We start from the raw sequence: 19,970 nt of genomic DNA, 5'->3' as shown, positions 1-19,970 counted from the left end.
CGATGTTCAGTCCGTCGTCCGCAGGTAACGTTCGCCGTCGAACTCGAAACCCGTGATGCGGCCGGCCTGGTCGCGCAGGAAACGCAACGGCTGCGGCGGGTCCAGGCGCAGCCAGCTGGCGCCGAACAGATCGCGGCTGGCGGGCGCCAGCCGGCGCTGCAACGCACCGATCGTCAGCTGCAGCCCCTGCGACCCCGTCGCCAGTTCGGCCATGACCGGCAGGCGCTCGCCGCGATAGCGGCCCGCGTACGCCGCCAGCTCACCGGCCTTGGGCGTCCAACGCCAGCCCTGCCACTGCGGTTCGGCACGGATGGTGGCGAGCTGCTCGCGTCGGAACTTCAGATAGTCGGCCACGCGCTGCGGATACATCCCCTGGCGGGTCTTGGCCCAGGACTCGGCGTCCGGATGGTCGACCAGGTACTGCAGGAACTGGACGATGGTGCGCGAGGTCAGCCAGCCGGTCATGTTGTCGGAGTTCGAGAACACGCCGATGCCGACGCCCAGGTCCGGCGCGAAGGCCATCATGGTGCGGGCGCCGGTGTAGCTGCCGCCGTGGATGAACAGGCGATGGCCCTCGAAGTTGCACTGGTTCCAGCCGAAGGCGTAGCCATCGCAGGGCAGTTCGTAGGCGTTGCGCGCCTTCGGATCCACGTCGGCGCCCTTGCGGTGTGCGGCCGCGAGCAGCCCGGCATCGAAGCCGTCCGGCGCTTCGCCACCCAGGTGCAACTGCAGCCAGCGCGCCAGGTCGTTGGGCGAGGTGACCATGCCGCCGGCGGAATGCATCACGCCGTCGGGCTTGGAGCCGATGCGCTCCCAGCCTTCCGCGTCGCCCAGCCAGGTGTGGCTGGCGGCCAGCACGGCGTCGTCGAACGCAGACGTGCGCGTCGACGTGTGCGCCAGCCCCAGCGGCCGGAACAGCTCCTCGTCCAGCCATTGCTGCCAGGATTTGCCGGTCTTCTGGAACAGGATGGCGGCGTACACGTTGTAACCGAGGTTGTCGTAGTCGAAACCGGCCGGGCGCGCGGTGGCCAGCGTTGCCAGCAGCTGCGGATAGCCCGCCGGATCGGGCGACTGCAGGTAGGACTCGAGCACGGTGATCGCATCGGCGCTGATCGGCACGCGGTGGTTGAGCAGGTCGGCCAGCGTCCACGCCGACGGATCCACACCGTCCGGAAGTTCCAGCTCCGGCCAGTGGTCCGCCAGCGTGCTGTCCAGGCGCAGCACGCCGCGGCGGTCGAGGATGTGGGCCAGCAGGCCCAGGTAGGACTTGGTCTGCGAGGCGATGTAGATCGGCGTGTCCAGCGTGAGCGGCGCGCCGGTGCCGGCATCGCGCTGTCCTCGCACGTAGTCGAGCAGATGCCTGTCGCGATCCACGACCACCACCGCGTAGCCGGGGCCCAGGTCGGGGATGCCGTCCAGGAAAACGCGCAGCTTCTCCGACGCTTCGGCCGGGGTGTCGGCCCGCGCCGGCGCGGCCGGCATCAGGGACAGCGACAGCAGGAGCAGGAGCAGGATCGGGCGCATGCGGACTTCCGGCGTTGGGCGATGCAGCGAGCTTGCCGCGTGGCCACCCTGCCGTCTTGAACGGATTGAACCTGGCCTCAGGCCACCAGGCAGCGCAGCTGCCGCGGCGTGAGGCCCACCAGTTCGCGGGCCGACCGGCTGAAATGCGCCTGGTCCGAAAACCCGGCCGCCAGCGCCGCCGTCGCCAGCGGCTGGCCGCTGGACACCATGCACAGCGCCCGCTGGAAACGCGAGCGCGCGCGGAAGGCCGATGGCGCGCAGCCGGTCCAGCGGGAAAACGCGCGGGAAAAGTACACCGGGTGCAATCCTTCATCGCGCGCCAGCTCGACCAGGGGCGTGGCCTCTTCCTGCAGCCGCTCGCAGGCCCGCATGACCCAGGCCGGACGGGAGCCGCCGGGCGCCGCGCGACGGCCCTTCAGGCATGACAACAGCTCCCAGACCCGCCCCTCCGCCTCGGCCGCGACGGCACGTCCTTCCAGAAGGTCCGTCACCAGCCTGCGGCCGCGCGACATCAGCGCCGTCGCGGGGTTGGGATGCCACTGCCAGATGGCATCCAGGCCGAGCCGATGCAGGTCGGCCTGCGGTTCCAGATCGATGCCCAGGATCAGGGCACCGCGCGGGCCGTAGTCGTTCGCGTGTGCGAATCCGGCCGGCTTCACGCCCACCGCCGGCACGTCGAGCCGCAGGTCGCCGCCACGCCCGGATTCGCCCAGCGTTCCGGCCAGCAGCAGCGAAAGCTGGTGCTGCGCGTGTTCGTGCGAGGCCATTCGCAGGCCCGGTGCGTACCAGCTCAGCCGCGCGGTGATGCCGCGCCCCGCGAAGAGCAGGCGGCTGCGTGACGCGGGCGGAAGCGGAGCGCTCGGCATGGCCGGACCATGGGCAGGAAGTCGGCTGGAGCATAGCCCCGGACTGCGTGCGCGGCCCCTGCCATTGGTCGCGGACGCGATGCGGCGGACCGCGCCCGGTCGATCAGGCCTTGGCTTGCAGCCGCGCCGCCTGATGGAACAGCCGCGCCGAAGCCAGCCACAGCGCGCACATCACGCCGGTGAACACCCAGACGTGGCCCAGGCCGGCCGCCCACGCGTAGACGCAGGCGCCCAACTGCGCGACGGCCGTGGCCACCATCACCCAGGCCATCGCCCGGGCGCGCAGCAGCGCCAGCAGCGCGCCGGCGAACTCGACCGCGAGCACCCAGTAGAAGATCTCGTTCGCGGGATTGTCCTCGCTGCCGATGATGCCGACCGCCCCGTTGGCCCATACCGTGAGGAAGGCGCCGCCGATGGCGATGGCCGCGGCCACCATGTAGGCATTGCTGCGCGCGAGCCGGGCCGCGATCTCGTACACCACGCAGACCGTCAACAGCATCCCGCCCATCACCAGGAAATCGAAGCCATCCCAGTTCACTTCGGCGGTGAACTGCATCGCCACCAGCGGCAGCAGCAGCAGTCCCGCCGCCCCGCCCCACACCAGCCAACGCCACGGACCGCGGCGCAGCTGATCGCTTTCGAGAATGTCGCTCATGTTCCCTCTCCCGGTTGGCGCCGCGCCCGGACGGGCCGGCCGCGGGAAGCATGGAAACGATATCTGGCTTTTTGCGGGCGGGCACGGGGGGATTCCGGGGCAATCGGGCCCGGCTTGACGCCCGCCCCGCTCCGCACGGACCCTATCGGCCGGGGACGCCGGGCCGGCGCCCGGCCTTCCAGGGGAAATACATGTCGCTGACGATGCTGATCGGGCTGATCGTGCTGCCCGTGCTGGCCCTGAACCTGCTCGGCCCGCTGCTGATCTGGCGCACCCAGCGCCTGCCGGCCCGCATCCGTTTCCAGCCGCACGACGAGGCCAGCTTCATGGCCAGCCGCGACGAGGTCTTCCGCGGCCTCGACGCCGACATGCGCGGCCTGGGCTTTCGCTACCTGGGCTCGTCCTTCATGCGCGACACCCACACCGAAACGAACTTCTCGCTGTACGCGCACGACGACCAGGCCTGCGCCATGGTGGTGAGCATCGTTTCGAAGGTGAAGTCGATCTCCTACGTCGAGTTCGCCCAGCTCTACGCCGACGGCTCGATCCTGGACGTGACCAACACGCCCATTCCCTCGCCCTATCCGCGCGTGGACCTGAAGATCCACGCCCGCTTCCCCGAGGTCCAGGCGACGGCGGAGCTGCACGCGCGTTTCCTCGCCCTGCGCGCGACGCTGAAGAACACCGCCCAGCCGATGCCCTACTCGGCAGACGCCGGCTTCCGGATGGTCGAGGACTTCATGGACCGCGAGTCGGACCTGATGACCCGGCTGGGCTACTGCCACCCCGAGGTGGACGCCGACGGCCGGCGCCCGCTGACGCTCAAGGGCGCCTACCTGCTGAGCTGGCGCAGCATCTTCCCCGGCCGCACCCTGCGCGGCTGGCGGGAGAAGCAGCGCTCGGCGCGGCTGCTGGCGGACGCCTCGGCCAAGGCCTGAGGGCCCGCCGCATTCGGACCCTCCGCGTGGCGGCGCCTGCGCCTCAGCGGCGCGTACCGAGCTTCGCCACCTCGCCCAGGTACCAGACGATCAGCGGCCGCATCTTCTCGGCCTCGGCCGACTTCCAGTCGCGGAAGAACTCGGTGGACAGGGCCAGCGCGGTGTTGGGAATGGCGCCGGCATGGGTCATGCGGTCGATGGCGGTGGCGTGCGCGGTCTGCGACATTCCGCCGACGGCGTCGGCGACGATGGTCACTTCGTAGCCCTCCTTCAGCGCGTCCACCACCGGGAAAGCCAGGCAGATCTCGGTGTACAGCGCGCCGAAGACCAGGCGCTTCCTGCCGGTGGCCCTGACCGCGTCGACGAAGGGTTTGTCTTCCCAGGAATTCATGCTGCTGCGGTCGATCACGACAGCCCCCGGGAGTTCGGCGGCGATCGATTCACGGGTGGGTTCGTTGACGCCCATCTCCACGCCCACCGTGCTCAGCACGACCGGGATATCCAGCGCCTTCGCAACGCGGATCAGGAAGCGGGTATTGAGCTCGATCAGCTCCGGGCCGGTTTCCGAGCGGATGTTGGCGAACATCTCCGGCTGGTAGTCGATGAGCAGCAGCGCCACCTCGTCGTGGTTCCAGACCGCGCCCTGCGGCGAACGGCGCTGCGACGGATAGGCGGACGAGCCGACCGAGGGCGCGCCCGTGGACTGCGCGAATACCGCACCCGAAACGGCGGCGGCCAGCGCCGCGGTGACCACCTGACGACGACTGAACATTGCACCTGACATGGCGACACCTCCTGGTTTCAGGAGATTCTGGGCCGACCGCGCCGCGATGCACGGTACGTTCCTGCGCTTTGCTGTCGGTTCCTGCGGTGGCCTAGATCCGGTTCTCGCGCCGCCAGCGCGAGGGCGTGGTGCCCACGAACCGGCGGAAGGTGCGCACCAGGTGGGCGCTGTCGACGAAGCCGGTGGCCTCGGCGATCTGGTCGAGCGAGGCCTCGCTGCCGCGCAGCCGGGCCTGGGCCCGGCGGATGCGCTCCTCGAGCTGCCACTGGTAAGGCGCCCTTCCGGTCGAGGCCTTGAAGGCGCGGCTGAAGTGCGCCTGCGACAGCCCCGCCAGGTCCGCCAGCTCGCGCAGCTCGACCCGTGCCGGCAGCCGCGACTGCAGATGGTCCACGACCCGACGCAGCTGCCACGGCGCCAGTTTTCCGGCCGTGGCCACCTCGGACCGCGGCCGCAGCAGCAGCGCCCCAAGCGCGGTCACCAGCCCGTCGCCGTAAAGCTGGCTGGCCGGATCGGGATCGTCGCAGGCATCGGCCAGCAGGTGGGCCAGGGTCCACACGCGCGCATCGGTGAAGCCCAGGCGCGGCGTGCCGGCCAAGGTGGCATCCAGCCGTTCGCCCAATCGCTCGCTCAAGGCCTCGACATCGAAGCACAACGTGGCATCGCGCACGCGGTGGATGTGGTCGCTGTAGCCCCACACCGGCAGGCCGGCAGGCGCGAAGGCCATGTGCCGCGGTGCGTAGGGCGTTGGACAGCGGGCGTTCTCCGCCAGCCGCGGTTCGCAGCGGCCGCCCTCTTCTTCCAGCACCACCGACAGGCGAGTGCGGTCCTGGTGGCAGAGCAGGTGGACCGCGCGGCCGTCGCACTGGAAGTGCGCGGTCTCGACCAGCACGCCGTTCCACTCGCGTTCGTGCAGGGCGATGGCCCGGATGTTGGCCGGAAGGTCGAGCGCAGCGGTACGCATCACGGCATCTCGGCGGGGGGGGCATGTCGGGAGTCTATGCCCCGGGCGGGGCGGTTGGCGACGCGGAGCCCCGGCCTAGGCGCCCGGAAAGACCAGCGACCGGTGCAACTGCGCCCCGGCCCAGGCGCCATCACCCACGGCCAGCGACACCGAATGCGGCATGCGCGCCACGTCGCCGCAGGCGAACACGCCGGGCACAGTGGTTTCCTTGCTGTCGGCGGTCTGAAGCTGCGTGCCCATCGGCGTGTCCATCAGCGCGCAGCCCAGGCCTTGCGCGACCGGCGTGGCCGGCGCGTTGCGCGGCGCGGTGAACAGGCCGGCGAAACGCAGCCGCCGCCCGTCGGCCAGCACGACATCGGCATGGCCGTCCAGGCGGGCGATGGGCGTGGCTTCGATCGTCACGCCGCGGGCGCGCAGATCGTTTTCCGCATCATGGTCGAGCTCGATCGCGCCGTTGAGCAAAAACGTCGTCGTGCCCCACTCCGGCAACAGCTGCGCCTGGTGGATCGACATCGGCGTGACCGCGATCACGCCGATGCGGCCCTGGTTCAACTCGTAGCCGTGGCAGTAGGGGCAGTGGAAGACTGCGGTGCCCCAACGCTCCGCCAGGCCCTCGATGGCCGGCAGCTGGTCGGAAACGCCGGTGGCCAGCAGCAGGCGGCGGGCCCGGTGTTCGCTGCCATCGCGCAGACGCACGCGGAAGTCGTCGCGTTCGCCGGCGGCCTGCACGGCTTCGCCCTCGCGCCATTCCAGCGTCGGGTAGGCCATCAACTGTTCGCGGGCGGTGCGCGCGATCTGCGCCGGGTCGGCGCCGTCCTGGGCCAGGAAACCGTGCGAATGCGCGGCCATGCGGTTGCGCCGCCTGCCGGCATCGATCACCAGCACCCTGCGGCGGGCGCGCAGCAGCTGCAGGGCCGCCGCCATGCCGGAATAACTTCCGCCGATCACGATCACGTCGTGTTTCATTTCTTACGGGCTCCCTTGTGGGCCGCGTGGCGGCGGGCGAAGTCCGCGGCCAGGTCGGCCAGCGTCACGGTGGCGAAGCGTTCGAGCAGCAGGGCCTCGGCCGCGTCGAAGGCATCGTCGAGGGCCGCATTGACCACCTGCTCGACGAGGCAGGACGGGTTCTCGTGCCGGTTTCCGATGGCGAACGTGGCCGGTTCGCCCAGCGCCTCGTGCAGCTGGCGCAGCGTGATGCGCGACAGGTCGGCGCTGATGCGCCAGCCTCCGGCGTGGCCGCGGCCCGCCGATACCAGGCCGGCATCGCGCAGCAGGCCCATCGTGCGGCGGACCACCACCGGGTTGGTGTTCAGGCACCGGCCCAGCGCCTCGGAGGTCATGGGCTTGTCCTGCTCGGCCATGTGCAGCAGCGCATGCAGGACCGCGGAAAGCCGGCTGTCTCTTTTCATGTAACAAATGCTGTTACATTAAACCGGCACTGTCAAGCCAAGGGTGTCGTGATGACGATGTTTTCCGATCCGCAGGCGGCCGCCCGCTATTCCGAAGGCCCGGTGCGCCAGGTGCCGGGCTTCCATGCCCTGCAGCAGATGACCTGCCTGTTGCTCGCGGAGCGCGTACCGCCAACGGGCGAAATGCTGGTGCTCGGCGCAGGCGGCGGGCTGGAGCTGAAAGTACTTGCGGAATCGCAGCCGGACTGGCGGTTCCTGGGCATCGATCCATCGGCGCCGATGCTGGCGGTGGCGCGCGACACCCTCGGGCCGCTGGTGTCGCGCGTCGAACTGCTGGAGGGGTATATCGACGACGCACCCGACCGCGCTTTCGACGGCGCCACCTGCCTGCTGACCCTGCACTTCCTGCTTGCCGAACATCGCCTGCGCACGCTGGAGCAACTGCGGCGCCGGCTGAAGCCAGGCGCGCCGCTCGTCGTCGCACACCACAGTTTTCCGCAGGGCGCCGGCGAGAAGCGGCGCTGGCTGGAACGCTATGCCGCCTTCGCGGCGTCCTCCGGCATCGCGCCTGTCGATGCGGGGCGCGCGATCGAAGCCATGGGCGCACGGCTTCCCGTGCTCTCGCCCGAGGACGATGTGGCCTTGCTGCGGCAGGCGGGTTTCGAAACGGTCGAGCTCTTCTATGCGGCGTTCACCTTCAAGGGCTGGGTTGCGTATGCGCCGGAACCTCCGTCTTGAGACGCCGGATTCCGCCAGCGCGCGCTTTTGCTTGCTTCGCCAGCACGACCTTGATGCAGACCAGCACCGGCGCGGCCGCCACGAACAACAGCGCCACCGCGGCGAAGGCCGTGTCGAAGGCGAGCACAGTGGACTGACCGGCGACGGTGCGGCCCAGCAGGCTCATCGCGCCCTTTCCGGCCGCCGCCGCGTCCATGCCGCGCGCGACCAGCATTGCCGTGATCGCCGACAGACGATCGGCGACGGCCGGACTTCCTGCCGACAGGGTCGCGCCCACCACCGACGCGTGGCTGGCGGCCTGGTGTTCGATCAGGGTCTGCAGGCCGGCAACGCCGATCAGGCCGCCGAGCTGGCGGCCGGTGTTGAACAGGCCGATGCCGGAGGCCAGGTTCCGCGCATCTAGCTTGCCGAACGCGATCAACGTGATCGAAAGGAACAGGAAGCCCAGGCCGAAGCCGCGCAGCAGGATGGCCGGCATCATGTCGTCGGCACCGCTATCCCGGGTGGACCCGGACAACATCCACATCGCCGCCATGATCATCAGGATTCCGAATGGCACCGTGGCTACCGGCGGCAGTCCGCGCCGCTGCATCAGAAAGGCCGCGACCAGCAACGATGCGACGAACAGCACGCCACTGGGTAGCAGCAGCAAGCCGGCTTCGGCCGCCGTGAAGCCGAGCACAGACACCGCGAAGGCCGGGATCAGGAAGACGCTGCCAAACAGCGCGGCGCCCGCGACGAAGCTGACGGCAAAGGCGAAGTTGAAGTCTTCCGACCGGAACACGGACAGATCCAGCAGCGCGCCGTCCCCGGCCCGACGCTGTTGGTACACGAAGGCCGACAAGCTCGCGACCGCGACCACCGTCAGCCACACGATGCGCGGTTCCTCGAACCAGTCCCAGCGGCTGCCCTGGCTGAAGACATAGGTGAGGCAGGACAGCGCGACCGCGATGAGGGCGAGGCCGGCCCGGTCGAATGGATGGCGCGTGGCCGTGGTGGGAGCCGGTTCGTCGGCGATCAGCAGCAAGCCCGCCGCGGCCAGCGCCATCGGCACGATGCCGAAAAAGGTCCAGGTCCAGGACTGGCTGTCGATCAGCCAACCCTGCAGGGCCGGCGCCAGCGTCGCCGGGGCGACCACCGCACCCGTCGCGAACAGCGCCTGCAGGAGCGGCTGCTGTGCACGCGGGTAGTGAAGGAACAGCGCGGCCTGGCCTGCGACCAACAGGGCGCCGCCGGAAAGCCCCTGGACGAACCTCAGGGCAATCAACAGATCAAGCTGCGTGGTCGCGGCCGCCAGGCCGCAGGCCGCACCCATGACCAGGCTCGCCGTCAGCGCCACGTGTCGCGGCCCGAGTCGCGCCAGCCACCATGGCGCCACCAGGAAACCGATGAACTTCATCGCCACATAACCGATGTCGAGCCAGGCGAACTCATCGGGCGTGGCATGGGTGTCGCCGATCAGGTCGGCCCGGCCGAGCGAGAGCACCGTGCCGGCGAAGGCCTCGGTGAGCGCCGCCAGTACGATGCCGACGAACAGCAGCCCGCCTGCCGCCGACCGGTGGCGATCCGCGGTGGCGACGGCGGGACTCATGATCCGCTGTCCAGGTGAATCTCGACCCGTGCCGACAGGCCCGGCACCAGGCGACCCGGCAGGATGTCGTCGACAAACCGGATCTTCACCGGCACGCGCTGCACCACGCGCACGAAGTTGCCGGTCGCGTTGTCGGCCGGCAGCAGGCTGAAGGCCGATCCACTGCCCGGCGCGAAGCTGTCCACCACGCCGTCGAAGCCCACATCCGGGTACCCGTCGACGGTGATCCGCACCAGCTGCCCCGGCTGGACATGCTCGAGCTGGGTTTCCTTGAAGTTGGCGACGATCCACAGGTCGTCCACCTGCACGATGTCGAGCAGCGGCACGCCCGGGGCCGCCAGCCGTCCGACACGGACCTGGCGATTGCCGACCACGCCCTCGACAGGCGCCCGCACCACGGTGCTTTCCAGGTCGATGCGGGCCAGGTCGCGCATCGCCTCGGCCTGCGCCACCGCGGCGACGGCGGCTTCACGCTGCGTGGCCAACACGGCGATGCGCTGCAGCTGCGCGTCCACCGTCGCCGAGGCCGCCGATACCCCGGCTTCGGCACGCGACTGCGCCGCATCGCTTTCGTCCACCTGGCTCTGCGCAACATAGTTCTTCGCGGCCAGTTCGCGGCGACGCTCGGCCAGTCTGGTCGCCAGCGCCACCTCGGCCAACTGCGAACGCCGCTGGGCCTGGGCCTGGCGGATCAGGGCCTGTTGGAGTCGGGCTTCCGCGTCGACATTGACCAGCCGGGCCCGCGCTGCCTGGACATTGGCCTCGGCCTGGGCCAGCCGCGCGAGGTGGTCGCGGTCGTCGATCCGGAACAGCACATCGCCGGCCTGCACCGCCTGGTTGTCCTGCACCATCACGGCCGTGACGTAGCCGGCGACCTTGGGCGCCAAGGACGTGACGTCGCCGTGCACGTAGGCATTGTCGGTCACGGCCTGCCCCGTCGATTCCGCCCAGGTCCAGCCGGCGATCGCGGTCGCCACCGCGGCGGCGCAGAGCAGCAGGCCGACCTTCCGCCTGCTTCCCGACCGCGCCGGCATCACGCCGGTCGCGGGGCTTCCGGCGGCGGAGGCGACTTTTCCGGTGACCGTTTCCATCTTCCCTGCTCCTTCGGGTGCCGGTGGAATCACCGCAGCGCCGCAGCCGCGGTCCGGGCCAGCCACTGATCGAGACCGATCTTTCCCAGACGCGCGTCCTTGCCGGCGGTCAGCGATTGGTCGTCGAGCACGGACCCGAAATAGCGCGCACGCACGTCCGGAACGACTTCGCGGCTGTCGTTGGTGGCCTTCAGGAAACGCCGCACCAGTTCGTCCATCGGCAGGGCCTCGGGGCCGCCGACTTCGGTGGTGCCGTTGAGCGGCGCCGCCAGCGCGACATCGGCCAGCACGGCGGCCACATCGTCGGAGGCGATCGGCTGGATCAGCGCCGGCGACATGCGGATCTCATGTCCGACGGTGGCCGACTGGGCGATGCCGGCGACGAACTCGAAGAACTGGGTGGCGCGCAGGATGCTGTAGGGAATGCCCGAGGCCTTGATCAGGTTCTCCTGCGCGACCTTGGCGCGGAAGTAGCCGTTGTCCGGCAGCCGCTCGCTGCCGACGATGGACAGGGCGATGTGGTGGCGTACGCCGGCGGCGCGTTCGGCGGCCAGCAGGTTGCGGCCCGAGGTCTCGAAGAAGTCGAGCACGGCCTGGTCCTCCCACACCGGCGCATTCGCGACGTCGACCACGACCTCGGCCCCGTCCATGGCTTCGGCCAGCCCTTCGCGGGTGATGGTGTTGACACCGGTGTTGGGGGCGGCGGGCAGCACGTCGTGGCCACGCTCGCGCAGGATGGCGACGAGCTTGGAGCCGATCAGGCCGGTGCCGCCGATGACGACGATCTTCATGAGGAATCTCCCATTGGGTCCGGCGGCGCGGTGCCGCCGGTGCGTGGCCAGATTGGATTCCAGCCGCGGGGAAGTCCTTGCACCCGCCTTGAAGATCCCTTGGATTTCCGTCCAAACCGGCTCAAAGCCCCTCGCCCCTCGCGGGGGAGGGGTTGGGGAGTGGGGGCCGCCGTACCCGGACACCTCGGCTAAACTCCCCACGACCGCGCGAACCAAGCCGCGGCGCGCTTCAATGAGGCCCACCTTGCCGCTGCTGTTCGCCGACGTCGCCCTAGACCCCGACCGCCGGGAACTGACCCGCCGCGGCCAGCCCGTGCCTATCGGCCCCCAGGTCTTCGACCTGCTGCTCTACCTGGTCCAGCACCGCGACCGTGTCGTCGGCAAGGACGAACTGCTCGACGCGGTGTGGCAGGGCCGCATCGTCTCCGAGTCCACCATCACCAGCCACCTCAACGCCGTGCGCAAGGCGATCGGCGACACCGGGTCGGAGCAGCGGTTGGTCAAGACCGTCGCACGCAAGGGCTTCCGCTTCGTCGGCGAGCTCGATGAAGCCGCGAAAGCCGCGCCGCCCGACGGGCCGGCCACGCCGGCGCTCGCCCTCCCCGACAAGCCGTCCATCACCGTCCTGCCTTTCCAGAACCTCAGCGGCGACCCGGCGCAGGACTATTTCGCCGACGGTGTGGTCGAGGAAATCATCACCTCGCTGTCGCGCGTGCGCTGGCTGTTTGTCATCGCCCGCAATTCCAGCTTCAGCTACAAGGGCCAGCCCGTGGACGTGAAGGAAGTCGGCCGGACGCTGGGCGTGCGGTACGTGCTGGAAGGCAGCGTGCGCAAGGCCGGCGACAAGGTGCGCATCACCGGGCAGCTGATCGATGCGACCACCGGCACCCACCTGTGGGCCGAACGCTTCGAAAGCACCCTCGACGACCTGTTCGAACTGCAGGACCGGATCGCCGAAAGCGTGGTCGGCGCGATCGCGCCCCAGGTCGAACGCGCCGAGATCGAACGCGCCAAACGCAAGCCCACCGGCAGCCTGGATGCCCACGACTACTACCTGCGCGGCATGGCGAAACTGCATGCTGGCAGCCGCAGCGACATGGACGAAGCGTTGCCGCTCTTCTACCGGGCCATCGAACTCGACCCGGACTTCGCCTCGGCCCACGCCGGAGCCGCCTGGTGCATCTTCTGGCGCAAGGTCAACGGCTGGATGAGCGACCGCGCCACCGAAATCACCGAAGGCGAACGCCTGGCCCGCCGCGCGGTGGTGCTGGGCCGCGACGACGCGGTCGCACTGACCCGCGCCGGCCACGCACTCGGCCACCTCACCGGCGACCTGGACGGCGGCATCGCCCTGATCGACCGCGCCCTGCTGCTGAATCCCAACTTCGCCCCGGCCTGGTTCCTCGGCGGCTTCCTGCGCATCTTCCGCGGCGAAACCGACAGCGCCATGCAACATCTGGCCCATGCCATGCGCCTGAGCCCGCTGGACCCGGAAATGTTCCGCATGGAAGCCGGCATCGCCCTCGCCCACTTCTTCGCCGGGCGCTACGACGCTGCCTCCGCCATGGCGGAGAAGGCGTTGGGCAATATGCCCAGCCTGCTGATCGCCGCGGCCGTGGCGGCGGCGGGCCATGCGCTGGCCGGCCGCAACGATGAAGCGCGGCTGGCGATGCAACGCGTCCGTGCGCTGGATCCATCACTCCGGGGCGGCAGCCTCGGCGAATGGCTGCCGATCCACCGCGCCGAGAACCGGGCGCGGTTCGGAGAGGGGCTGCGGCTGGCGGGACTGCCCGACTAGCCCGTCCTCGAAGTGCGCGCCCCCGGCAGATGGCGCGGCAGCGCCATCGACACCAGGGCCGCGACCACGATGAAGCCCGCCGACACCCACAGGCAGGCCGCCAGCCCCGCCGCCTGGAACACCCAGCCCGACAGCACCGTGCCCAGCAGGCGGCCCATCGCATTGGCCATGTAGTAGAAACCGACATCGAGCGACACGCCGTCTTCGGCGGCGTAGCTGACGATCAGGTAGCTGTGCAGCGAGGAGTTGACCGCGAACAGCACGCCGAACACCGCCAGGCCGGCGACCAGCACCGTCTGGGGTTCCAGCCCCAGCAACAGGGCCATCGCTGCCGGCACGACCGCCAGCACCGCCGCCCATGCGAAGGCCGCGCGGCCATCCGGCACCTTGCTGCTGCGGCGCCCGGTCACCCACGGCGCCACCGACTGCACGGCGCCATAACCGATGAGCCACGCGGCGAGAAAGCCGCCGATGCGCCAGAAGTCCCAGCCCAGCGACGTCGCGAGGAAGACCGGCAGCGCGACCACGAACCACACGTCGCGGGCGCCAAACAGGAACAGCCGCGCCGCCGACAGCAGATTGACCGCACGGCTCTTGGACAGCATCTGCGAGAATTTCGGCTTGTTCTTCGCCTTGCCGAGGTCGCGACGCAGCAGTACCAGGCTCAGCAGCCAGACGCCCAGCAGCACGCCCGCCATGCCCACCATCGAACCCGTGAAGCCCACCGTCGACAGCAGCGCACCGCCCAGGAAGAAGCCCACACCCTTCAGCGCGTTCTTCGAACCGGTGAGCGCCGCCACCCACTTGTACAGCACACCCTGCCGGTCGTTCGGCACCAGCAGCTTGATGCTGCTCTTGGCGCTCATCTTGTTGAGGTCCTTGGCGACGCCCGACAGCGCCTGCGCGCCCATCACCCACGGCACCGTCAGCCAGGCCGCCGGCAAGGTGAGCATGCCCAGCGCCACCACCTGCAATGCCAGCCCGAGGTTCATCGTCCGGTTCAGGCCGATGCGCGCCCCGAGCCAGCCGCCCACCAGATTGGTGACGACGCCGAAGACCTCGTAGAACAGGAACAGCATCGCCACTTCCAGCGGCGAATAGCCGAGCTGGTGGAAGTGCAGCACCACCAGCATGCGCAGGGCGCCGTCGGAGAGCGTGAACACCCAGTAGTTCCCGGTGACGACCAGGTACTGGCGGACCTCGGGGGCCAGGCGCGAAAACATCGTCAGCCCGCGGCGCCGACCAGGCGCACGAGTTCGGCCGTGCGGTTCGCGTAGCCCCACTCGTTGTCGTACCAGGCGTAGATCTTCACCTGCGTGCCGTTGATCACCAGCGTGGACAGCGCGTCGACGATGGACGAGCGCGGATCGTGCAGGAAATCGATGGACACCAGCGGCCGCTGCTCGAAGCCCAGGAAGCCCTTCAGCGCGCCTTCGGCCGCCGCCTTCAGCAGCGCGTTCACCTCGGCCACGGTCGTGGGCCGCTCGACTTCGAACACGCAGTCGGTCAGCGAGGCATTGGTCAGCGGCACGCGCACGGCATGGCCGTCGAGCCGGCCCTTGAGCTCGGGGAAGATCTCGGCGATGGCGGTGGCCGAACCCGTGGACGTCGGGATCAGGCTGCTGCCGCAGGAACGGGCGCGGCGCAGGTCCTTGTGCGGGGCGTCGATTATGGTCTGGGTATTGGTCAGCGAATGGATGGTGGTGAGGCTGCCGTGCCGGATGCCGAGGTTCTCGTGGATCACCTTGACCACCGGCGCGAAGCAGTTGGTGGTGCAGGAGGCCGCCGAGACGATGCGGTGCTTCGACGGATCGAAACGCTGGTGGTTCACCCCCATCACGACGTCCAGCGCGCCGGCGGCCTTCACCGGCGCGGTGACGACCACGCGCTTCACGCCCTGGTCGAGGTAGGGCTGCAGCACGTCGGGCTTGCGGAACTTGCCCGAGGCCTCGATCACCACATCACAGCCCGACCAGTCGGTCGCGGCCAGCTCCTTGTTGCGGGTCACCGGAATGCGCTGGCCGTCGATCACGATCGCGTCGCCGTCGGCCACGGCTTCCCGGTCCCAGCGCCCGTGCACCGAATCGAAGTTGAGCAGGTGCGCGAGGGTGGCGGCGTCGCCGGCGGGGTCGTTGATCTGCGCAAAGCGCAGCGCCGGATCGCCCCAAGCCGCGCGCAGGGTCAGGCGGCCCATGCGGCCGAAGCCGTTGATGCCAACGTTCAGTGCCATGGTGAAAACTCCGGTCTCGAAAGGAAAAGGTCGGCGCGCGCGAGGCAGCGCCTGGGTTCGCAAGGCCTCATCGGCTTCGCCGGGCGCGCACGGGAATGGCGGCCGCCGATACCGCGACTTCGGGCGCGCATTTGGACGGATCGCCCCCGCAGCAGTTCTGGCTGAGGAAATCGACCAGCGCCTGCATCGCCGCGAAGTCGGCGCGGTAGCGGATGTTGCGGCCGCTGCGCACCGAGTCGACCAGGCCGGCGTGCTGCAGGGTCTTGAGATGGAAGGACAGCGTCGCGGCCGGCAGCTCGAGCTGTTCGGCGATCTCGCCCGGCAGCGCGCCTTCCGGCCCGCGTTCGACGAGCCAGCGGAAGATGCTCAGCCGCGAGGCTTGCGCCAGGGCAGCTAGAGCGGGAACGGCGGTCTTGGTATCCATGGTTCCATAGTGGTGGAATCATCGAATCGAGGCAAGACAGCCTAGGCGCCTCCGGTTTCGGAAATGTGACAGGGCGCCGCAGCCGGCGGCGGCACCGCGTCGTCGAAGCGGTCTGCGGGCGCGGCTTCGCGCAACAGCGCCGGGGCGAGCACGGCCAGCGCGAACATCGTGACGCACAGCGCCCCCAGCACGATCGGCGCACTGCTGACGGCGGCCAGGGCCACGGCCAGCACCGGGCCGAGCGCCCTGGCGAAACCCTGCACCCGCGCGACCTGGCCATTCCAGTAGCCGGCAGCCTGCACGCCGTACAGACGCTGCACCAGCCAGGGCCGCGCCAGCGTATGCAGCCCCGCGCCGAGACCGAACACCGCCACTGAAGCCGCGGCAACACCGATGCCGGGCGCGCAAGCCATGCCGGCCAATCCCAGCGCCTGCAGCCCCAGCGGCAGCGCGGCGAAATGGCCGGGCGACGGCTGCGCGCCGCCGCGCAGCATCCACAGGCGCCCCGGAAGCTGGGCGATGCCGAGCATGGCGAGCACCGTCGCCGCCAGCGGTGCCGACACCCCGCGCTGGACCAGCAGCGGGATCAACAGCGTCGTCACCGCCATCGCCGCGATGCTGGCCGTCGAGAAGCAGGCGACCAGCGCCAGGAAACGCGCTTCGCGTCGCGAGCGTCGCACCGGAACCGCCGGCGTCGGCCGTCCGGCCTGGGACGGCAGCGCCGGAAACACCCGCCGCTCCATCGCCACCGCCGCCAGCAGCACGAAGCCCGCCGCCACCAGCTGCGTCTGGCGCCATCCCAACCGCTCGACGACCAGCGCCAACAGCGGCAGGAAGAGCGTGCTCGCCAGGCCGCCCATCACCGTCACCGCGGCCAGGGCGCGCAGGCGGTTGCCGGTGTCGTCGACGGCGCGGATGACCAGCGCGAAGGCCGATTCGTACAGCAGTGCCGCCATCGCCAGGCCCAGCACGCACCACGCGGCGTACAGACCCGCGACCGATCCCACCTGCGACAGGGCCACCAGCCCGGACACGGCCAGCGCGGCGCCGACACGCACCACGACCGGGCCCCGGCCCTGGTCGAGCCAGCGCCCGATGCGCGGCGCGACCAGGGCCATCAGCAGCAGGCCGCAGGAAAAGGCGCCCGCCACCGTCGCCTGCGAGGCGACCAGGGCCCGGTCGATCGGCACCAGCACCACGGAAAAGCCGTAGTACAGCACGCCCCAGAAGACGCACTGGCAGGCGCCGAGCCACCACACCGCGCGCCGCAGCTGCGCCGTCATGCGGCGGTCAGCGGCAGCATTCCGACGCGGTCGCCGCCGGTGCGGCGACGGCGACGGGCACGACGGCGGCAGCCGGGACGGCGACGGGCACCGGGCTGGCCGCGCGCTGACCACAGCCGCAGCCAGAGGTGCCCGAGGCCTTGGCATCCTCGTCTTTCACGCAGCAGGCGTCAGCGTTGGACTTGGGCGGTCCGCCGCAACATGCCGCTGTCGCGTCGCCGGTGACCGCAGCGGCGACCGCAGGCGCAGCGGCGTCGACAATGGTCGGACCGCAGCAAGCGGGCGCCGCGCCGACGGCTGCTTCGTCCTCCGCGAACTGCGTGATGCACACGCCCGTCTCCGGCAGCACCAGTTCGACGCGCCGCGCCGCGTCCCAGTCGCCGGCGATGGCGGCGACGACGGAGCGCACCTGCTCGTAGCCGGTCAGCAGCAGGAAGGTCGGCGCGCGGCCGTAGCTTTTCATACCGACGATGTAGACGTTGGCGTCGGGATGGCGCAGCTGCTCGGCGCCGTGCGGGCGGACGCTGCCGCAGCTGTGTTGGTTCGGGTCGATCAGCGGCGCCAGGGCCACCGGCGCCTGCGTGCCGGCGTCGAGCGCGATGCGCAGTTCGGACAGAAGCCCCACATCCGGACGGAAGCCGGTCGCCGCGACGATCTGATCCACCGGCGCCAGGGCCGTGCCGCCGCTGTACGCGACCCAGCCGTCCGGCGTGCGCTCGATGCGGTCGAGCTGGAACGACGTCGCCACCGTCAGCGCGCCCTCCTTCACCAGCCGCCCGATCGTCAGGCCGAGCCTGCCGCGTTCGGCCAGCTGGTCGTTCTCGCCGCCACCCAGCACGCGCTGCAGGGACGGGCGGCGGATCGCCCACTGGATGCGCGTGCCGGGCGCCTGCTGCGCCAGCCGGGCCAGGTCGTTGAGCACGTTGAAGGCCGAATGCCCGCTGCCGACCACCAGCACGCGCTTGCCCGCGTAACTATCACGATGCGCGCCGAGCACGTCCGGCATGCCGTAGAACACGTATTCCCGCGCGCCGCGCTCGCCGAGCGCCGGCAGGCCGGACGCGCCCAGCGGGTTGGGTGTACGGATGGTGCCGGAGGCGTCGATGACCGCCTGCGCCAGCAGCTCGTGTTCGCCGTCGGCGTCCTCGTAGCGCACCACGAAGGGCACGTCGTCGCGCTGCGCGTCCTTCATACGGTCGCGGCGCTGCTTGCTGACCGCGGTGACGCACGCGCCCAGACGCAGGTGCGGCGCGATCTCCGGCGTGCGGGCGAGCGCGTCGAGGTATAGCTGGGCCACGTCGCCGCCGGTGGGAAAGGCCGAAGGCTCGGGTGCCGTCCAGCCATGGCGCGCCAGGATCCGCGCCGCGGCCCGGTCGATCGTGAACTCCCAGGGCGAGAACATGCGCACCTGCGCCCAGGTGCGCATGCCCGCGCCGACACTGGCGCCCGCCTCGAACACGACGGGCGTGAGGCTACGCTCGACAAGGTGCGCGGCGGCCGCCAGGCCGACGGGACCGGCACCGATGACGACGACGGGCAGGGAATGGGCTTTCATCAGGAACTCCTTCCGGACGGACCGGTTGTGGAAACAGCGGTGAGGGAGCGTTCGACGATCACGACATCGAGCCATCGGCCGTCGAGCTGGGCGTGTTTTTCGTAGGTGCCGACTTCGCGGAAGCCGCAGGCCCGGCACAGCGCCCGGCTGGCGGCGTTGAACGGGAAGATGCGCGAGACGAGTTTCCAGAAACCGCGTTCCGCGGCGGTGTCGATCAGCGCGTTCAACAGCCGCCGGCCGACGCCCCGCCCGCGCGCGTCGCGGTCGAGGTAGATCGAGAATTCGGCGATGCCCGCGTAGCAGTCGCGCGGGCGGTAGCTGCTCAGGCTCGCCCAGCCCAGCACCCTGCCCGTCGCATCGGCGGCGACCAGCACGGGGTAGCGGTCCACGTCCGACAGCCGCTCGGCCAGGTCGGCCTCGGTGCGCGGCACGGTTTCGAAGGTGGCGCCGCGGTCGGCGATGCCCTGGTTGTAGATCGCGGCGATGGCCGCGGCGTCGGTGGGGCGTGCATTCCGGATCGTGTCCATGGAATTCCGTTGGTAGTGACAACTATCAGAGCAAAAAAACTCAGCCACACTTTCCCTTGCCCGCCGCGCCCGGCGCGCAGGCGGGCTCGCACGGCCCCACGCTGACGCCCGCGACGAAGCGCGCCTCGGCGGCCTTGGCCAGGCGGCGGATGATTTCGGTGGCGCCGGCGCGCACGTCGGCGTCGAGGCCACGCAGAAGGTCGGCCTGCTGCTCGATCAGTTCGCCGTTGATCCGCTCGTACAGCGCCCTGCCCGACCGGGTCGCCCGCAGCGACACCGCGCGTGCGTCCTCGCCGTCGGCGGCCTTTTCGACGTAACCCTTGCGCACCAGGGCATCGACGACGCGCGAGGTGGTGCTCTTGTCGAGCTTGAGCCCGTCCGCCAGCGCATTGCTGCGCAGCGGGCCGCGTTCGACCAGCACCTCCAGCGCGTAACACTGGGTGACCGAAACGTCGTGGCAGCAGATCTTGTCGCGGTCGCGGAACTGGTACACCCGCACCAGGTGCGACAGCGCCTCATGCAGGGCCTGCGCGTCTTGCTGCAGGGCGGCGTCGGAGGCGGGGCGGCGGGCGGTCTGGGTGGGCATGGCGAATCCGTTGTTAGTGCCAACCATATTCCCGGGCCGTGGGCGGTGTCAACCGCCGGGGAAACCTCGTCGCCTCGATGGGTCGGCGGAGCCATGCGCTTGGCGAGCCCGTCGCGCCGGAGCACGAAGAACCGCCACCCGTCCTGCGCGGCGGAAAGCGGACCACTGCGCCCGCCCTGCCCGGCTGTGCCAGACTTGCGCCCGAAGCGCGGGCGGGAC

20 protein-coding genes are annotated in these 19,970 nt (G+C 70.2%); 3 read left to right on the top strand and 17 right to left on the bottom strand.

The window, feature by feature from the left end:
* Positions 1 to 6 precede the first annotated feature (6 nt).
* The 3 genes from E1B00_RS00610 to E1B00_RS15500 form a co-directional block, all read right to left on the bottom strand.
* A complete protein-coding gene (locus E1B00_RS00610; protein WP_139444736.1) occupies positions 7 to 1,524 on the bottom strand; it encodes a serine hydrolase domain-containing protein in 1,518 nt (505 codons plus the stop codon).
* Positions 1,525 to 1,601: 77 nt separating this feature from the next.
* On the bottom strand, positions 1,602 to 2,390 hold the full coding sequence (locus E1B00_RS00605; RefSeq protein WP_139444735.1) for an AraC family transcriptional regulator: 789 nt from the start codon (positions 2,388 to 2,390) through the stop codon (positions 1,602 to 1,604).
* 103 nt (positions 2,391 to 2,493) lie between these two features.
* On the bottom strand, positions 2,494 to 3,045 hold the full coding sequence (locus E1B00_RS15500) for a hypothetical protein (RefSeq protein ID WP_176693078.1): 552 nt from the start codon (positions 3,043 to 3,045) through the stop codon (positions 2,494 to 2,496).
* Between the two features lie 191 nt (positions 3,046 to 3,236).
* Here E1B00_RS15500 and E1B00_RS00595 point away from each other — a divergent pair, with 191 nt between their 5' ends.
* On the top strand, positions 3,237 to 3,983 hold the full coding sequence (locus E1B00_RS00595) for a hypothetical protein (RefSeq protein ID WP_139444734.1): 747 nt from the start codon (positions 3,237 to 3,239) through the stop codon (positions 3,981 to 3,983).
* A gap of 43 nt (positions 3,984 to 4,026) precedes the next feature.
* Here E1B00_RS00595 and E1B00_RS00590 read toward each other — a convergent pair whose 3' ends face one another.
* From E1B00_RS00590 to E1B00_RS00575, 4 genes are all read right to left on the bottom strand, one after another.
* The gene (locus tag E1B00_RS00590; protein WP_176693077.1) at positions 4,027 to 4,755 is read right to left on the bottom strand and encodes an isochorismatase family protein; all 729 of its coding nucleotides are present in this window, start codon (positions 4,753 to 4,755) and stop codon (positions 4,027 to 4,029) included.
* Between the two features lie 103 nt (positions 4,756 to 4,858).
* Complete coding sequence (locus E1B00_RS00585) at positions 4,859 to 5,728, bottom strand: AraC family transcriptional regulator (RefSeq protein ID WP_139444732.1); 870 nt, start codon at positions 5,726 to 5,728, stop codon at positions 4,859 to 4,861.
* Positions 5,729 to 5,803: 75 nt separating this feature from the next.
* Positions 5,804 to 6,694 carry an NAD(P)/FAD-dependent oxidoreductase gene (locus E1B00_RS00580; protein ID WP_139444731.1) on the bottom strand — a complete coding sequence of 297 codons (891 nt, stop codon included), beginning with the start codon at positions 6,692 to 6,694 and terminating at the stop codon, positions 5,804 to 5,806.
* Positions 6,691 to 7,137, bottom strand: a complete 447-nt coding sequence (locus tag E1B00_RS00575) for an Rrf2 family transcriptional regulator (RefSeq protein WP_139444730.1) — start codon at positions 7,135 to 7,137, stop codon at positions 6,691 to 6,693. The genes E1B00_RS00580 and E1B00_RS00575 overlap by 4 nt, the downstream gene beginning before the upstream one ends.
* Before the next feature lie 51 nt (positions 7,138 to 7,188).
* On the opposite strand from E1B00_RS00575, the gene E1B00_RS00570 reads away from it, so the two are divergent.
* The gene (locus E1B00_RS00570) at positions 7,189 to 7,875 is read left to right on the top strand and encodes a class I SAM-dependent methyltransferase (RefSeq protein WP_139444729.1); all 687 of its coding nucleotides are present in this window, start codon (positions 7,189 to 7,191) and stop codon (positions 7,873 to 7,875) included.
* Here the strand turns inward: E1B00_RS00570 and E1B00_RS00565 are convergent.
* Genes E1B00_RS00565 through E1B00_RS00555 form a run of 3 tightly spaced genes read right to left on the bottom strand, consistent with a single transcriptional unit; the run spans position 7,835 to position 11,348 of the window.
* Positions 7,835 to 9,466 carry a DHA2 family efflux MFS transporter permease subunit gene (locus E1B00_RS00565; protein ID WP_139444728.1) on the bottom strand — a complete coding sequence of 544 codons (1,632 nt, stop codon included), beginning with the start codon at positions 9,464 to 9,466 and terminating at the stop codon, positions 7,835 to 7,837. The two genes, E1B00_RS00570 and E1B00_RS00565, sit on opposite strands and share 41 nt — an antisense overlap.
* Positions 9,463 to 10,557, bottom strand: coding sequence for an HlyD family secretion protein (locus E1B00_RS00560; RefSeq protein ID WP_139444727.1), 1,095 nt, complete (start codon positions 10,555 to 10,557; stop codon positions 9,463 to 9,465). Before E1B00_RS00560 ends, E1B00_RS00565 begins: the two co-directional genes overlap by 4 nt.
* A 29-nt stretch (positions 10,558 to 10,586) precedes the next feature.
* Positions 10,587 to 11,348: an SDR family oxidoreductase gene (locus tag E1B00_RS00555; protein WP_139444726.1), complete on the bottom strand. Its 762-nt coding sequence runs from the start codon at positions 11,346 to 11,348 to the stop codon at positions 10,587 to 10,589.
* 232 nt (positions 11,349 to 11,580) lie between these two features.
* On the opposite strand from E1B00_RS00555, the gene E1B00_RS00550 reads away from it, so the two are divergent.
* Positions 11,581 to 13,146 carry a winged helix-turn-helix domain-containing tetratricopeptide repeat protein gene (locus E1B00_RS00550; protein WP_220396219.1) on the top strand — a complete coding sequence of 522 codons (1,566 nt, stop codon included), beginning with the start codon at positions 11,581 to 11,583 and terminating at the stop codon, positions 13,144 to 13,146.
* On the opposite strand, the gene arsJ is transcribed toward E1B00_RS00550, so the two are convergent.
* From arsJ to E1B00_RS00515, 7 genes are all read right to left on the bottom strand, one after another.
* Complete coding sequence (arsJ, locus tag E1B00_RS00545; RefSeq protein ID WP_139444725.1) at positions 13,143 to 14,369, bottom strand: organoarsenical effux MFS transporter ArsJ; 1,227 nt, start codon at positions 14,367 to 14,369, stop codon at positions 13,143 to 13,145. The two genes, E1B00_RS00550 and arsJ, sit on opposite strands and share 4 nt — an antisense overlap.
* A 2-nt stretch (positions 14,370 to 14,371) precedes the next feature.
* A complete protein-coding gene (locus E1B00_RS00540) occupies positions 14,372 to 15,376 on the bottom strand; it encodes an ArsJ-associated glyceraldehyde-3-phosphate dehydrogenase (RefSeq protein WP_139444724.1) in 1,005 nt (334 codons plus the stop codon).
* A gap of 67 nt (positions 15,377 to 15,443) precedes the next feature.
* Positions 15,444 to 15,800 carry an ArsR/SmtB family transcription factor gene (locus E1B00_RS00535; protein WP_139444723.1) on the bottom strand — a complete coding sequence of 119 codons (357 nt, stop codon included), beginning with the start codon at positions 15,798 to 15,800 and terminating at the stop codon, positions 15,444 to 15,446.
* Positions 15,801 to 15,841: 41 nt separating this feature from the next.
* Entirely contained in the window at positions 15,842 to 17,083 is a 1,242-nt protein-coding gene (locus E1B00_RS00530; RefSeq protein WP_176693076.1) for an MFS transporter, read from the bottom strand.
* 7 nt (positions 17,084 to 17,090) lie between these two features.
* Positions 17,091 to 18,638 (bottom strand): FAD-dependent oxidoreductase, encoded by a 1,548-nt coding sequence (locus tag E1B00_RS00525; protein WP_139444721.1) that lies wholly within the window; start codon positions 18,636 to 18,638, stop codon positions 17,091 to 17,093.
* On the bottom strand, positions 18,638 to 19,165 hold the full coding sequence (locus E1B00_RS00520; protein ID WP_139444720.1) for an arsinothricin resistance N-acetyltransferase ArsN1 family A: 528 nt from the start codon (positions 19,163 to 19,165) through the stop codon (positions 18,638 to 18,640). Before E1B00_RS00520 ends, E1B00_RS00525 begins: the two co-directional genes overlap by 1 nt.
* A 40-nt stretch (positions 19,166 to 19,205) precedes the next feature.
* A complete protein-coding gene (locus E1B00_RS00515) occupies positions 19,206 to 19,751 on the bottom strand; it encodes a MarR family winged helix-turn-helix transcriptional regulator (RefSeq protein WP_139444719.1) in 546 nt (181 codons plus the stop codon).
* Positions 19,752 to 19,970: the final 219 nt, after the last annotated feature.

This window comes from Arenimonas terrae (genome assembly GCF_006265115.1).
Taxonomy (GTDB): domain Bacteria; phylum Pseudomonadota; class Gammaproteobacteria; order Xanthomonadales; family Xanthomonadaceae; genus Arenimonas; species Arenimonas terrae.
Note: the sequence above shows the minus strand (reverse complement) of the source record. Positions and strands in the feature narration are given on the sequence as shown.